Origin of the sequence: Alkalimarinus coralli, assembly GCF_023650515.1 — a bacterium.
In the GTDB taxonomy this organism is placed as follows: Bacteria; Pseudomonadota; Gammaproteobacteria; order Pseudomonadales; family Oleiphilaceae; genus Alkalimarinus; species Alkalimarinus coralli.
This window is the reverse complement of sequence record NZ_CP096016.1, coordinates 935,242-950,613: the sequence shown is the minus strand read 5'-3', so window position 1 is coordinate 950,613 and position 15,372 is coordinate 935,242. Positions and strand designations below refer to the sequence as shown.

Annotated in this window: 12 protein-coding genes; 4 read left to right on the top strand and 8 right to left on the bottom strand. The window is 44.6% G+C overall.

Features of this window, described 5'->3' with window-relative positions; translation table 11 throughout:
• Window positions 1-92: 92 nt before the first annotated feature.
• From MY523_RS04200 to MY523_RS04190, 3 genes are all read right to left on the bottom strand, one after another.
• Complete coding sequence (locus MY523_RS04200; RefSeq protein WP_250657559.1) at window positions 93-314, bottom strand: hypothetical protein; 222 nt, start codon at window positions 312-314, stop codon at window positions 93-95.
• 65 nt (window positions 315-379) lie between these two features.
• Entirely contained in the window at window positions 380-838 is a 459-nt protein-coding gene (locus MY523_RS04195) for a dienelactone hydrolase family protein (protein ID WP_250657558.1), read from the bottom strand.
• 105 nt (window positions 839-943) lie between these two features.
• Window positions 944-2,482 (bottom strand): MinD/ParA family protein, encoded by a 1,539-nt coding sequence (locus MY523_RS04190; protein WP_250657557.1) that lies wholly within the window; start codon window positions 2,480-2,482, stop codon window positions 944-946.
• Window positions 2,483-3,135: 653 nt separating this feature from the next.
• Between MY523_RS04190 and MY523_RS04185 the strand changes: the two genes are divergently transcribed.
• From MY523_RS04185 to MY523_RS04170, 4 genes are all read left to right on the top strand, one after another.
• On the top strand, window positions 3,136-5,268 hold the full coding sequence (locus tag MY523_RS04185; RefSeq protein ID WP_250657556.1) for an HDOD domain-containing protein: 2,133 nt from the start codon (window positions 3,136-3,138) through the stop codon (window positions 5,266-5,268).
• A gap of 177 nt (window positions 5,269-5,445) precedes the next feature.
• Window positions 5,446-7,620: an EAL domain-containing protein gene (locus MY523_RS04180; RefSeq protein WP_250657555.1), complete on the top strand. Its 2,175-nt coding sequence runs from the start codon at window positions 5,446-5,448 to the stop codon at window positions 7,618-7,620.
• A 430-nt stretch (window positions 7,621-8,050) separates the two neighbouring features.
• Window positions 8,051-8,746, top strand: coding sequence for a class I SAM-dependent methyltransferase (locus tag MY523_RS04175; RefSeq protein WP_338021784.1), 696 nt, complete (start codon window positions 8,051-8,053; stop codon window positions 8,744-8,746).
• A gap of 64 nt (window positions 8,747-8,810) precedes the next feature.
• Window positions 8,811-9,818: a DUF2156 domain-containing protein gene (locus tag MY523_RS04170; protein WP_250657553.1), complete on the top strand. Its 1,008-nt coding sequence runs from the start codon at window positions 8,811-8,813 to the stop codon at window positions 9,816-9,818.
• 117 nt (window positions 9,819-9,935) lie between these two features.
• Here MY523_RS04170 and MY523_RS04165 read toward each other — a convergent pair whose 3' ends face one another.
• The 5 genes from MY523_RS04165 to MY523_RS04145 form a co-directional block, all read right to left on the bottom strand.
• Window positions 9,936-10,727 carry a substrate-binding periplasmic protein gene (locus MY523_RS04165; RefSeq protein WP_250657552.1) on the bottom strand — a complete coding sequence of 264 codons (792 nt, stop codon included), beginning with the start codon at window positions 10,725-10,727 and terminating at the stop codon, window positions 9,936-9,938.
• Window positions 10,728-10,859: 132 nt separating this feature from the next.
• On the bottom strand, window positions 10,860-11,717 hold the full coding sequence (murI, locus tag MY523_RS04160) for a glutamate racemase (protein WP_250657551.1): 858 nt from the start codon (window positions 11,715-11,717) through the stop codon (window positions 10,860-10,862).
• The gene (locus tag MY523_RS04155) at window positions 11,707-13,605 is read right to left on the bottom strand and encodes a GldG family protein (protein WP_250657550.1); all 1,899 of its coding nucleotides are present in this window, start codon (window positions 13,603-13,605) and stop codon (window positions 11,707-11,709) included. The genes murI and MY523_RS04155 overlap by 11 nt, the downstream gene beginning before the upstream one ends.
• 17 nt (window positions 13,606-13,622) lie before the next feature.
• Window positions 13,623-14,354, bottom strand: a complete 732-nt coding sequence (locus MY523_RS04150) for an ABC transporter permease (protein WP_250657549.1) — start codon at window positions 14,352-14,354, stop codon at window positions 13,623-13,625.
• Window positions 14,354-15,280, bottom strand: coding sequence for an ABC transporter ATP-binding protein (locus MY523_RS04145; RefSeq protein ID WP_250657548.1), 927 nt, complete (start codon window positions 15,278-15,280; stop codon window positions 14,354-14,356). The genes MY523_RS04150 and MY523_RS04145 overlap by 1 nt, the downstream gene beginning before the upstream one ends.
• Between the last annotated feature and the right edge of the window lie 92 nt (window positions 15,281-15,372).

The following is a 15,372-nucleotide window of genomic DNA, read 5'->3' as shown; positions in this document are numbered from 1 at the left end:
GTGATTGTCCAGTTAACCATTACGGAGGGGAGTAAATGGAAGCATTTCTGGCGGTGTCTTTTGTGGCTGTAATGACTTGTTTTAAGTGTGTTTCACTCACTTATCTGAAAAACAGAACTAAAAATTAATAGGATAGATAATCTGCAAACAGGAATGGCTATCCGGTCGACTCGTTTAATGGTATAGATAATGACACTCTCGATGGCTCCCGGCGGAGGGTACGCACTATAACCGGACTTTAAATAGGGGTCATCAAAAAACGCTTTACTAACGTCAGTAATTGCATGACACAGGTGCTCTGACTGCCATTTCATATAATGGCTGCTTGATATTACTCCCAGTCACCCGCTGCTTAACATCACCCACACCGGATAGCGCCTTAAAAAACTACGTCCAGTGGATTGATAACATTCCTGACTGTCGCATCTAACGTCACCAGCGCCTTAATTCGAAATTTTTGGGCGGCTGCTTCAAGCACCGCTGTACCTCCAGACGAAAAACCAAACGCGTCAATACGACTACTGTTGATATCATCATGAGAGCATAAGGCCTCGATAGCCGCCTTAATATCAGGCACCCACTCAGCCATTTTAACATGGTACTTTTCTCCCCCGCTTTCACCATGGCCATGCATATCAATCGCCAATGCCGCATACACGCTTTTCGCCAGAAATCTGGCAAAGTCAAAAAAGTACTCTTTATAGTCTATCGCAGCATGGCAAAGAATCACTGCGGGAAACCCCGTCGAGCTTACGCTAGAAGAAGATGAAACTGACGATGCAGCTGCATTATCTGCGGACTGATCCGAACGCACTGTATCGGGTAAAAAATAAAACACCCTTGATGATATCGCCTAACGACTCGAATTGGAGTTTCTCCGTTCTCATTGCTTCCCTCTTCAATACGTGCAACCAGTATTTTCATCAAGTGTGGTTGATAGGGTTTATGAGTCAACTAATGAAGCATACTTAATTGACTCAAGTAAGTTATCCAATGATACCTTACCTGAAGAGGCTTTGATCTTCTCAACTAACTTATCCTGGCAACCAAACCCCTTTTCATCATATCGGTGTTTTGGCTGAGCTATATTAACAGACTGATCGGGGTCTCTCGGGTTTGGAGCTTGATGAGGGTTATTTGACTGACCGAACTGGATCGAGGCTCCCCGCTGAACATGCTGCTGCTCGTTGTTATCACCTTCTACCCCCCTTAATCGTTCAAGGTTTTGCACGATTAAACTTCGTTGCTCTTCAGAAAGTGCTTTAGGATCGATTACTTGCAATAAACCATGCAGCAGGTCATTGGCAGCCTCTCCGAGTTGGTCACCGTAGGTAAAAATACAACTCGACAGCAGTGTTATGACCTGCTCGGGTGTCGTGTCATCGTTTTTCAAAAACCGGTTTAATCTGACCCTCAGATCAATCCACTGGTCTTCTGATGACGAGCCTATTGGCTCTAAATGCTTATCCTCAGTTTGATGCCCGCTTTCCTGCAAACCTACTTCTTTCAGGCAGGTACTATTATCTGCTGTCTTACCAACTGGCGCAGTTATTTCTGCCGTAGAATGTGTCCGTCGCTTTCTCGATCTCTCTACAACTTTTTTCCAATAGGTAGTAAACGATAAATTTGGAACACGGCCCCGGCTATATGCGCTGTCCAAACTATCTGCCAAGCGGTAGAAGCTCTTACAAGATGGGTCGGTCTCAGGTAGTAGCGAAACTGGCCGTTGCAGGGTCACCGAAGCACGAATGCTTTCATCCATCCATACCGACCCCAGGTATTCGGTTTCAAGGCCGATATATTTCTTAACCGCCGCTTCAAAACGGCGATATATTTTCTCAGCCTTCGATGCACTTTGAGCCATATTGACCACAACCTGAGGTGCCCGCTTATAGCCTCGTCTACGTAACACTTTCAATAATGAGAAGGCATCGGTCAAAGAAGTGGGCTCTGGCGTAATCACGATAGCAGCCATTTGTGCAGCAGCAACAAAGTGCAGGACGGTGGAAGAAATGCCTGCTGATGTATCTATTACCAGATAATCATATCTGGACTCAAGATATTCAATTGCCTCAACGAGCCTTTGCTGTTGCTCTGAGTCCAGATCAACACACTTCGCAAACCCAGAGGCACCGGGCACAATGTCGAGACCGCCCGGCCCGGTTAATAACAGATCCTGAATTGATTTTTCGTCAGTAAAGAGGTGTTCAAGCGTCCAGGCTGGCGTAATACCCAACATAATATTAACGTTGGCCATCCCCATATCTGCATCAAACAGGCATACCTTAGAATCAGAGCGGGCTAACGCAATAGCCAGGTTCACAGAAAGGCTGGTTTTACCCACACCACCTTTCCCGCTGGTAAATGCTATAACACGAGTTCTCTGAACCTCCATTCCCGTATTTATTGTTGCAGAAAACGTTATTTGAGCGTTGTTGTCATTTGTAGCCATCAATCGGTACTGTCGGGATTTTCTTGTCATTATTCTTTATCGCCGCGATGTAGAGAGGCAACATAACCACTCCCCCCCCTTATCCTTAGGCTATAAACTGAACACATTCTATAACGGTTTTTAATGATAAAAAATAACAATTAATGACTCCTACCTCATTTTTATTCTGATTTTGCATAGTAGTTCCTATAATCGGCCTAAATAAACCGTAACAAACCTTTAATTTGCAAAGAATATTCATTACTATCTGCTATCGGAGTTGCTTAATATATGATCGAATTTTGAGAAAAATAAAGCCGTAACCAACGTAAATGTTTGTTATCTAAAGCTAGAAACGTGACTCAGCGCCTATTTGTTTTTCTCATTACATGGTCAAAACATCACTGCAGCCACACAGTAACGGGCATTCAGGTTAGCACTTGTTGCACGCTTACAGCTTTGTAGCACAAATATAATAAAGACCCATCTCCCTCGGACTGATGGAACTAAATAATAGAGACCTTTGCACGACGCTACGAGCGCAGCACAGGCAAGGCAAAAAATGACGAGAAAGCGCAGTTTATACGTAATAAGTCCCGGTCGACCCAGGAGAGCGCACCATTTTGAGACATTTTTTAACGCCGTATTTGCAAGCGCAGTAGTCGTGAAAAGGTCTCTAATAGATATTAAAGAAGCAACAGCTAATGACAAATAAACCGGACACCATTGTAGAGGAGCTAAAGATTAATAAGCTTCCTTCGCTTCCCCATATTCTGGTGGAAATGCTGCTGGCTTGCCAAAGCAGTACCGCCAACTTTCAGCAGGTGTCCGATATTATTAGCCGGGATGCCGCCATAACGGCTCGAGTCATATCCCTTGCAAATTCGTCTTTTTATTCCCGTGGCAACAAAATCAACTCACTTGAACAAGCCCTTTTAGTTCTGGGTACCGAAACAATAAAAACAATCGTAATTACAGCGTCCGTTCAGCAGTTTTTTTCAGGCTTTAACAATACCCACACTCAATACCTTAAACAATTCTGGAAACGTTCACTTTCATGCGCCCTGCTGGCAAAATCACTCGCAACACTCACAAGCTACCGGCAACCTGAGCAGGCTTATCTGACAGGCCTGCTTCACAATATCGGGGAATTGGTTCTGGAAACCAACCACCCTGATGAATATAGCCAGCTACTTGAAAGCAAGGTTGATGAATACAGTAAGCTAGAGCTTGAGAACAAATTGTTTAATACCAATCACACTGATATCGGGGCGCAACTCGTTGGCGGATGGAATCTGGGTGACTTTACCTCAGAGGCCGTACGCTTTCATCACGCCCCGCTCAATGCAGTACTGGACGCCCACCATCTCGTCAAGCTGGTATTTTTATCAAGCCAGCTCAGTAAAGACGATGCGCTAGACGAAGCCGCCAGCTTTGAGTTCGCTGAAGGGATGTTTGGCCTTTCAGCAGCACTAACCCGAGAGATTGTCGTTCAGATACAGAATGAAGTTGTCGATATTGCCCAGTCACTGAACATTGATATCGACAGTGCGGGAAATGATGACTATAACCATACAACCGATATCGACAAACAGAAGCAAATTGAACTCGCTGAGCAGATAAGAAATACAGGACTGCTTCAATCAGCTAACACGCATTTGTCTCAATCCACTTCTCTTGCGCACCTGTTTCAGGGTATTCAAGAAGCGATAGAACTGCTCTTTGGCTACAAAAATACCAAAGTTCTCTTAATAGACCCTACAGACGGCAACCTAAAATACCGCCGTTTTTCAGAGGATAATGAAAATACATCTGACATTGAACTTTCAATCCCCTTGCAGTCAGAGCGAAGTGTTATAGCCAGCTCGATCATCAATAAGCGAATCATATCCACGACCAATCAGTCGCTATTCCCCGAGACACTTCCGGTTGTTGATCAACACTTTGCAAAACTGACGAATAGTCCCCAAGTGATATGTGTACCAATGCTAGTGAACGACATCGTTAATGGCGCGCTGGTAATGGGTACCTCATCAGCGAGTACCATTACCCCTAACAGCCTCCACCTGCTTGATTACTTCTCATCGGAGGCGGCTAACGCAATTGAGCGTCTGAAAGCATCAAATACAAGTACACCTACCAGCGCAGAAGAGCAAGAGCTGCACCTTAAAATAAATGAGGTGGTGCACGAAGCTAACAACCCTTTAAGCATTGTTAGAAATTACCTAGAGGCACTTGCCACCAAGCTGGGCAATGAACATGAGGCTCAGTCTGAAATAAAGATATTAAAAGAAGAAATTGACCGCACAGGGCAAATTATTCTTCGGCTGCGTGACCTCCAACAAGACAAGGAAGACCAAACGCCAGGTGTTGATATTAATCGGGAAATTCTTGATCTTAAAAAACTATTTGAAGGCTCCCTATTTTTGAGTCATGCTGTGACCTGCAAACTGTCTTTGGATACCAAACTGCTTCGTCAGGAAGGCAACCGCAACCATATCAGACAGGTTTTAACCAATTTAATAAAAAATGCGACTGAAGCGATGGAGTCGGGCGGTGAAATTCACATAAAAACCTCCCGGAATATCAATGTAAATGGGCGGGACTTTGTGGAAATTATCGTTTGTGACAGAGGGCCGGGCATACCAGAAGCGGTATTAAGCAAGCTGTTCCAGCCAGTAGAGTCCACCAAGGGGCAAGGCCATTCGGGGCTGGGGCTCAGCATCACCAAAAATCTGGTAACCGAAATGGGCGGTAACATCAGTTGCAGGAGCAGTGAAAAAGGAACCGAGATACAAGTGCTGATTCCCGTGCGGGCTTTGGCTTTAGACGCTTAAGTCAGCACTTAAAACAATGAGAGAAAAACAAATAGGCGGTCTCTCACATAATAATGGCGGTTAGATTTACTCAACAGCAAATTAAGTCTAATCAGGCAAAATAGCCACAGGAAGTTATTCGTGTTAAGGAGGACAACTCATGAAAATAATGAAACTTGAATAGTTCATAAGAGCAGTATGAAAGCTGATAATAAAAACATCGACCTGTCTATAAACCTAAACAGAGCACGCCTTCTTATCGTAGATGATGAAGAGCGACTTTTAACCAGTTTAAAAGAACTATTGATTGCCAACCACTACCAGGTTGATACTGCTCTGGGTGGTAAAAACTCTTGCATTCAGCTGATGAAGCAACAGTATGATCTGGTTCTTCTGGATTTGCGCATGGGCGATTTCAGCGGTCACCAAGTGATGGACTTCATGTCAGAACATCAGATTAACGCAGCAACCATTGTAGTCAGCGGTGAGTCCACATTCTCCGCCGTAAGCAAGGCGCTACGTCGCGGTGCTTACGATTATCTCAAAAAACCCTACGTCCCCGAGGAGCTGCTTGCTACCGTTGAAAATGCGCTGCAAAAGAAGCTGCTCGAGAAAGCCCACAATGCGATGCAAATTCGACTTAAAAAGTCTGAAGAGCTGCATAGATATATCGTCAATAGCTCCCCTGACATCGTTTTTATGCTCGACAAAGAGGGTCGCTTTACCTTCATCAATAATAAAGTTGAGTCGGTTCTTGGTTACCATAAAAGAGAGCTTCTAGGTCAACATTACGAAGTAATTATTAACGATAAAGATGCTGAGAGGGCCGGTTATATCTTCAAAGACAGTGAACAAAGCGGCCGTACTACTCGAACCCTGGAGCTACATCTTAAATCTCGGGGAGACAGCCGGGCACAGCGCTATTTTGAAGTAACCGTGTTCCCTATTGAAAGTAGTTCCGTTACAGGAAAGCAGTCAGCCAACAATCGCAGTTTAAGACAACTTATAGGCACATACGGTACCGCGCGGGATATCACGGAAAGAAAGGAAGCCGAAGATTTTATTAATTTTCAAGCGTACCATGACCTGTTGACCCGACTGCCAAACCGTGCGCTATTCAAAGACCGCCTTAGCCTCGCGATTACTCACGCCAAAAGAAACACCCATGGTTTGGCCGTGATGTTTCTCGATCTTGACCGTTTCAAGATCGTCAACGACACCTTGGGGCACGCAATGGGAGACCGTCTGCTTCAGTCAGTATCGATGCGCCTGGAGAACTGTCTTCGTGAAGGGGATACCCTTTCTCGCTTTGGCGGCGATGAGTTTACACTGCTGCTTCCCGATATATCCTCAAAAGAATGTGCTCGAAAAATTGCTCGTAAAGTGATCAATGTCCTTAAAGAACCTTTTATGCTCGGTGAACATGAAGTCTTCGTCGGGGTAAGCGTTGGCATAGCCATGTACGAGGAAGCTGGCAAAAGCGTAGAACAGCTTATCCAAAATGCCGATATAGCCATGTATCATGTTAAACGTCGCGGTAAAGATGGGTATCAGTTCTACTCTGACACCATGAATGTCACCTGCTCCAACCGTCTTAAAATTGAACGGGACATGCGCAACGCGCTAGATAATAAAGAGTTCAGGGTCTATTATCAGCCACAGATCAATGCAGCAACGGACGGAATTATCGGGGTAGAAGCACTTATCAGATGGCACCACCCGGAACGAGGCATAATCTATCCTTCTGAATTCATACCGCTCGCCGAAGAAACCAAGCTGATTGTGGACATCAGCGAATGGGTATTGAAAACAGCCTGCGCAGAAGTAAAAAGCTGGATAACCGCTGGCCACGAAAATATTCGACTCGCCGTTAACTTCTCTCCATCTCAGGTTGAGCATCCAAGATTCGTCAGCATGTTATTCAAGCAGCTAGAAGAGTATGACTTTCCTCCCGAAAATCTGGAGATTGAGCTTACCGAAAACGTAATTATGAATGATTTGGAGCACATGATTCAAAAGCTCAGCAAATTGGCTGACCATGGAATCACCATCGCCATTGATGATTTTGGAACCGGCTATTCATCATTAAACTATCTGCATAAGCTCCCAATTCATACACTCAAGGTCGATCAGTCATTTGTACATGATATTCAAAGCTCAGAAAATGAAGCCTGTATTGTAAATGCTATTGTGGCAATGGCTCACGGTTTAAAGCTCAATATAGTGGCAGAAGGAGTCGAAACAGCCAGCCAGTTAGAGTATTTAAAAAGCCTTGGGTGTCACGAGATTCAAGGGTTCTTCTTTGGTAAAGCTCGACCCGCAGACGAGACAATTCAGCTTATAAACCGGAACGTCCAATCGAAAGCGAGCTAGCTTTGCTGCTAAACCTCCACGTCTACCAACGCGATCATAAAACCCTCGTGTATTTTTGGCGTCGTTTTATCGGGATGGCTACAGGTAAACGAGCCTAAACACACCTTTCCCGAGTACTTTTTAGCACTCAAACACCCCTTAAAACTGAGCTCAGGCATTCATTAGCAGCTCACATAAATACCCTGATATTCAGATAAAAATCTCTTTAACTAATTGGTTCTAAAGATTTTTTAGATTGTCCTACAATCCAAAAAATCTTGTCTGACACTCCTATAAATCGACTCGATATTTTTGCAAAATTTTACGTTTTGTTATTTTTTGCAAACAAAAATGAGTGTTACCTCACAGCTTTTGCGCAGGTGCTTCATTACCATGAATTCATCTGAAGCGATTCCCCCTTTGGTATTGAATCCGAAAATAATGACACCGAATCCTAAACAATGGACTTGCAGTAAAACAAAAAGAGATCAGCATGAAAGACAGATATAAGTTTATAGGCCCTGCATATGACTTCCTCAGCAGTATTTACGGAGGAGAGTCCATTCATAATTGTAAAAGGGCGATGCTTGATACAGAACATGTAAAGCCCGGCGATAAAATTTTGATTGCAGGTGTCGGCCACGGAAAAGATGCCATTAAGGCTGCCGAGCTAGGTGCAGACGTAACCGTTGTAGATTTGTCAGAAACCATGCTACGTAAATTTAAAGAAGCAGTAGATAAGCACCCACAAGATCTCGATATTAGACAGATTCACAGTGATATTTTGAAGTTTGAAGAGTTTGAGCAGTACGACATGGTTATTGCCAACTTCTTTTTGAACGTATTCAGTGAAGACCTTATGCTCGAGATTCTCCGCCATCTGATGAAGTGTGCAAAACCTAAAGCAAAAGTGGTCATTGGTGATTTCGAATACCCTTCAGGCAACATTATCAACCGGGTGTTGCAAAAAGCATACTGGTATGGCGCTGTGTCTATCTTTTGGGTTGTTGCCAACAACGCAATGCACAACATCTACAACTACCCGAAAATAATGGAAGAGCTTGGCCTCACTATAAAAGATAAAAAACAGTTCAGATTTTTAGGATTAAACTGCTATTGGTCCATCATGGGACAAAAGCAAGCCTGATTGGAAACCAGGAAAAGCAAGACGAACAACAAAAAAATAAAAAATCCCGTTAGGAGACACTGGAATGAATAATCAAGCATTAGTCCATCATGGACTCAATATTGCCAGCGACAGTACCTTTTCGTTCTCAGAAAGAGTTGAGTATCTTAAAAAGTACGGCACTCATTCCCAGTCGTTCTCCACGCTTCAACCTGGCATGCAGTACTTTGATATCCCGAATGTGGGTTATATCGGCTATATGAAACAGTGGGGGGCCACCTTCGTACTGTCTGACCCTGTTGCCGACAAAAAGGACTTTGAGCTAATCGTCACAGCATTTCATAACAAGTTCCCCAACGCCAGCTACGTGCAGATCACAAAGCCTGTCGTGGATATTCTACATGAGAAGTTCGGACTGTACGGAACGCAGTTCGGCTCAGAATCAACCATTGATCTCAAAAACTGGTCACTCAAAGGTAAAAAGAAACAAATATTGCGTACAGCCATAAATCAGGCAAAAAAGAATGGCATCACAGTCAAAGAGCGTTTTAGTGACGATCATACTCGCGAAATATCAGAAGCCTGGATAAAAACGCGAAAGTGCAAAAGCAACGAAATAAGCTTTTTGATTCGCCCCATGAAGATGGACTATAAGGAGAATGAGCGCCATTTCTATGCGTATGAAGGTGATAAGGCTGTAGGCTTTGTCTACTTTGACCCAATCTACCATAACAATAAAATAATCAGCTATGTACCCAATATATCGCGCGCTAATGCAGACTTTAAGCAAGGTATTTTTTACACCTTAATGACGCACGCAATGGAAGTATTCAAAGAGGAAGGGGTTCCTTATCTGGATTTAGGGTTAATACCACTGATGCTGGCAGACGAAGTAGAGCCTCAGGAATCAAAAATGTTGCGTAGAGTTAGCAGCCTAATCTATGAAAAAGGCAACTCACTATATAATTTTAAAGGGCTGGTTTTTACTAAAAGCCGCTTTCGAGGAGAGATTGCCAAAACATACTGTGCTCACAAAGGCGTACTCCCTATCAGGGCATTGGTATCCATTTTTAAACTGACAAAAGTTATTTAAACCGCACTAAAGCATGCTTTTATTGGGCATGAACGGCAAAACCTAAATAAACTCACCTTAACAAACTAAATACGGCGGCTGACTACCGCCGATTTTCTTTCTGGATCATGTATTTTTTTACTCAGCAGATAAGACAACCGAAACGGGTATCCACTTGCTGACTGTTTGCTTCAAAAAACCATTTTCACTCCACTCTCCCAACGCCTCATTTAGTTCTTGCTGAAGAGCTGCATTCTCTTTGTTAACTGCCCAAGCCAAGTGCTCTTCGGTTAGCGGAGCATAGAGGCCAAACAACCTTTCATCAGTTGGGTAGGAGCTCGTTAGTTGCCACACAGTCGGCGCATCGTGGATAAAATAATCGACTTTGTTATTTAGCAACGCATCGATACCATCTTGTTGAGTAGCAAAGCCAATCTGCGGTGCGCTTTTCAACTGCTCGGTCACAAACTTTTGCCCCGTAGTGTTGAGAGAGTACCCAACCCGATAGTTTCCTGACATTAGCTGCGCTTTTGCAGCCAAGCGCCCAGCATCGGCTGATCTAATGATGGCCATCTGACCAACGTCCATATAAGGGTTGCTAAACAGCACCTTTTCCTTGCGTGCATCGGTAACCGACACGCCAGACATAACGACATCAATTTCGCCTGTATCAAGCGCTTCAAACAGTGCTTGCCATGAGTATGTTTTTATATTGATAGTCGCATTAAGGGATTCTCCCAAAGCATGGGCGAAATCAACTTCCATCCCTTTTAGTTCACCCTCTTTTTGAAATGCCAAGGGTGGATAGTTCGTCGCCATCCCCACATTGACAACCCGACTAGGCCCCGTCAAGCCCGCACACCCTGCAGCAATAAGTGTCGCAAGACTTAAAATTACTATCAACAGCCATTTATTCATTCTTATTCCCATGACATTTCCTTAATTATTGTTGTAAACCATAACCAGCTAACGTAAGTGTTACTGGTAATCATCCGAAGCGCTATAGGCGATTTCCCTTAAAGCACACAAAATGGCCAAACTCACACGTCCACTACAGAAAAACTAAATAATAACCCCTTCAATCTTAACGTTATCAAAACCCAGCAGAGCAAGCTGGCAATGGAATTGTTTATTTGCAATCGCTTCGCCGGTAAACCTGATCCGGTGCAGTACTTTGTGTGAGGCATCCAAGCTTAAGCCTGCCTCCTTAAACAACGAACACACCCGGTTTGCGATAGCATTTCCGGAGTCAACCCATTCAACATGGCGCGGAGCACAAGACTCAAGCTGTTGTTTTAAAAGTGGAAAGTGGGTACAGCCAAGTACTATTTTATCAACCTTGCGCGCTAACCCTTCACGAAAGAAATCGGCCAGAATGGCTTTCAGCTCACCCTCATTCACAGGATGACCTCGCAGATAGTGTTCGGCAATTTCGACCAAACGGCTACTACCAACCCTAATAACATCGCAGTGACCTGCAAAATCTGCGACGAGTTGGTCTGTATAATCTCGTTGTACCGTCGCAGAGGTTGCCAATAAGCCTATCGCCCCTGTTTGAGTCGTTTCTGCCGCAGGTTTAATCGCTGGCACCACGCCAACAACAGGAAGACACAGCAGCTGCCTTAAATCTGCCAGAACTAACGTACTTGCTGTATTGCACGCAATAACAAGCATATCTGGCTGGTGCTGTTCACATAGACCTGATAAAACGTTGACAATACGGGAACGAAGGTAACTCTCTGACCGGGTACCATAGGGGAACGATGCATTATCCGCGACATAGATAATACGCACCCCAGGACACATCGAAAGGATTGACTGACAGACACTTAAACCGCCAACACCAGAGTCAAAAACCAATACGGTTGGAGGGCTCTGAGGCCCTCCATTTATCGCACCGGACATACGACTAAGCGACACGCCGTCTAATAAACTTCATTAGAACCAGCAGCAATGTCAGTAGTAGAGGAACGAGAAAGATATTAATCATTTTCAACTCAGTACCCAGGGACTCAATATCCCTGTCCAACTGGTGCTGAACATCTCTTAACTCTTTTCTGATTTTGATTTTTTCATCTTGAAAACGAGTCAGTTCCAACTCCTGCTCTTCAGACAGTATTGCACTGTCTGCATCACCGCGCATCTGCTCCAATTCAAGAAGCTTGGCTTCCGTTTCTTCCAGCTGCTCCTGTAAAACTTGTTGCTGAGCCAAAAACTGCTCTTCCGCACTTCTACGTAACGCTTCTACCTTAGTAAATGGTCTGGAAAAACGACCACGACTACGAATATTAATCAAGTCAGCATTGCCAGCGAGGTTGTCCAGTGCATTCACCAAAAATCCAGCATTATCAGCCCAGGGGGAAACCACCCTCTGGCCAAAAAACTGCTGAACTTGAACCCACAAACGATCCGTTAAGATATCAGTATCGGCTACAACAATAACGTTAATATTGCTGCTTTCAACCACCTCGGGAACCAGCAAACGTTTAACCGTCACTGGCTCAGCGCTTTCTGCTTCAGGCTCCTCCGCCACCTCTTGTGTCTCTTCAATTTCCACCCCTTCCGGGAAGGCTGAACTGGCTTTACCCATGATTCGAGCAGCCAATACATACTCTTCTCCTGTCGGCGCAAACGACTCCATTAATGCCTCTGGATTTTGAAGGGAGTTTAAACGTTCAGCCACTATCGGCTGCGCCTCGGCACTCGACCGTATAAGCGGAGTAACTTTAGTGGTTGCGCCATCTACGGTCTCTAGTATGCCCACTGAAGACAGATTAATACTTTCAAGCCCTGCCATTACCACATCATCGACGTTGAACCCAGATGCATCGAGCCCCAATAAACCAATGTGCCGAACAGGGTTTCGCCCTCCTCCCATATTGACCACCAGAGAGTTCTCAAAGTCGCCTACGATATGCTCTTCCTGAAGTTTAACACCCCATTTATTCAGCAATAAGGATAAATCCGAACGACGATTTGAGGCCGAAGCCATTGGCGAAGGAGGTTGATCGGCTTCCGCGAATGGGTCAACAAACACCAGAGTTCGCCCCCCCTTCAACACAAACTGGTCAATAGCAAAAAGAGTCTGCTGAGAAAATTCTTTAGGATGAACCAGCAACAGAATATCAACTTCAGGGTCTATTTCGTCTACATCCTCAGCCAGAGGTCTAACATCAAACAGGTCTTCCATCTGTTGCATCACCACCCAGGCTGGCTGACGCTGCTGAGTCATATAATTAAAGCCACCATTAATATTGATACCACTAAGAATCCCTACAACCGGCAGCTCCGGGTTGGACAGGTTATAGATCAGCTTGGTCAGTTCATATTCCACAAACTGCTCTTTGTCAGGCTGAAAAAAGCTAATGACCTCCTCACTATCAGTGTCGTTTGTACCGACCAGTCCAAAGTATATTTCGTCCCCTCGAATACCAACAGGAACGCCCTGGAGACCGGCAGCCGAGGCTTCATCTTCTTCCTCTGAGAATGGAATAGGGTCAACATAGGAAATATTTAGCTTATCACCCGCCAGTGACTGATATTCTTCAAGCAGCTCCTTGATTCTATGAGCATAGGTTCGTAACCCCGGCAACTCTGCGGTTGCCTTCTCGGAGAAGTACAGCTTTAGCGTGAGCGGTGTTTCAAGCTCTTGTAATATTTTTTGTGTCTCATCTGTTAACGTATAAAGCTTCCCTTCGGTCAGGTCAAAGCGAACACCGTTAAATAGACGGGCATTTAACAACGAAAAAACAATAAAGATAGCAAAAATAACTACCAGGCCTGTTTTCGAATACATTATATTTTTCATCAGTCTGCTACCCTGCCCTAATCCGCTTTTTTAATGTTGATAACTACAGTGGTTGCGACCAACCAGCAAACCGTCATTATTAGAAAATAAAGCAGATCACGAAGATCAATAACACCTCTGGCCACCGCATCAAAGTGGGTTAGAAAGCTCAGTGAGGATATACCATCAATGACCCACAGAGGCGCCCACTCGGTAAATGCATCCTGAACCATTGGAAACCCTGCCGCGACAAATATAAAACAGATAACCAACGTCATAATAAAAGCAACAACCTGGCTTTTCGTCGCCGCTGACACACAAGAACCAACAGCTAAAAAGCCACCAGCCATTAACCAGCTTCCCAGATAACTGGCCAGTATTACCCCGTTGTCTGGCTCACCCAGGTAGTTAACGGTAACCCAAACCGGAAATGTCAAAAGCAACGCAACACCAATAAACAACCAAGCGGCCAGAAATTTGCCCAGCACTGCCTGAACAACAGTGACCGGGAGTGTCATGAGTAACTCAATCGTGCCACTCTTGCGCTCCTCAGACCACAGCCTCATCGCAATAGCGGGGACCAGTATCAAATAAAGCCAGGGTATAAAGTTGAAAAATGAAATTAAGTCTGCCTGACCACGCTCAAAAAAACGCCCTAAGTAAAAGGTAAAAACGCCAGACATCATCAAAAATATAACGATAAAAATATACGCCAAGGGTGTCGTAAAATAGCTGGCTAACTCCCTTCGCATAATAATGCTTGTTCCCATTACGCAACCTCCCCTACCGTCACCTGACGGAATACATCGTCAAGCCTGCCTTTTTCAACATGAAACTCCTCTACCTCCCAATCCTGTGAATGAATAAGTTCATTCACCTGTTTCAGAACAGACTTACCCGTTTCAGGGAAGATCGTAATCAAGCCCGTTTCATCATCGCAATCAATCCGATAGACGTTTACCAGTGACTCAAGCTTTTGCTTAACGTCATAAGGGTGCGTGAACTTTACCGACACCGCGTTATGGTACTTTGACTTTGCAGCCAGTTCATCTGGCGTTCCATCAAACACAATTGAGCCCGATGAAAGAATAAGTGCACGACTACACACTGCACTCACTTCTTCGAGAATGTGGGTTGAAATAATAACAATCTTATCTTTAGACAGGTTTCTGATCAGCTCTCTGACCTGGTGCTTCTGGTTAGGATCCAGCCCATCGGTAGGCTCATCGAGAATCAGCACTTGCGGGTCATGCACGATCGCCTGCGCAATTCCAACTCTGCGCTTAAAGCCCTTAGACAAAGTCTCAATACGTTGGTTAAGCACATCGGTTAGCGCTACCTGATCAACAACCCTGTTAATTCTTTGCTCAAGTTCATCACCACTATACCCGCGGACTTTGCCGATAAACCTCAGAAAATTCTGAACGGTCATATCTCCATAGGAAGGCGCCCCTTCAGGCAGATATCCCATCTGTTGTTGGGCCTTCATCGGATTTGTAGCAACATCCTGCCCCATTACCATGACACGACCAGAAGTGGGTGCCAAAAAGCCTGTAATCATCTTCATTGTTGTCGACTTACCCGCACCGTTTGGGCCCAGAAAGCCCAGAACCTCGCCGGGTTTTACTTCAAAACTGACCCCGTTCACGGCAGTAAACGGGCCAAATTTTCGAGTTAACTCTGAAATTTGGATCATGACGAGTGAACAACTCCCTCTTTGCTATTTTTATACGTGAATGATTTACGTGACTATATGTCCGACCAGTGGTCAAGATATATGAGCAGTTT

Coding starts and splice junctions, on each gene's coding strand:
- MY523_RS04200 (WP_250657559.1), bottom strand. CDS start 314: ATGAAATGGCAGTCAGAGCACCTGTGTCATGCAATTACTGACGTTAGT.
- MY523_RS04190 (WP_250657557.1), bottom strand. CDS start 2,482: ATGACAAGAAAATCCCGACAGTACCGATTGATGGCTACAAATGACAAC.
- MY523_RS04185 (WP_250657556.1), top strand. CDS start 3,136: ATGACAAATAAACCGGACACCATTGTAGAGGAGCTAAAGATTAATAAG.
- MY523_RS04180 (WP_250657555.1), top strand. CDS start 5,446: ATGAAAGCTGATAATAAAAACATCGACCTGTCTATAAACCTAAACAGA.
- MY523_RS04170 (WP_250657553.1), top strand. CDS start 8,811: ATGAATAATCAAGCATTAGTCCATCATGGACTCAATATTGCCAGCGAC.
- MY523_RS04165 (WP_250657552.1), bottom strand. CDS start 10,727: ATGGGAATAAGAATGAATAAATGGCTGTTGATAGTAATTTTAAGTCTT.
- MY523_RS04155 (WP_250657550.1), bottom strand. CDS start 13,605: ATGAAAAATATAATGTATTCGAAAACAGGCCTGGTAGTTATTTTTGCT.
- MY523_RS04150 (WP_250657549.1), bottom strand. CDS start 14,354: ATGGGAACAAGCATTATTATGCGAAGGGAGTTAGCCAGCTATTTTACG.
- MY523_RS04145 (WP_250657548.1), bottom strand. CDS start 15,280: ATGATCCAAATTTCAGAGTTAACTCGAAAATTTGGCCCGTTTACTGCC.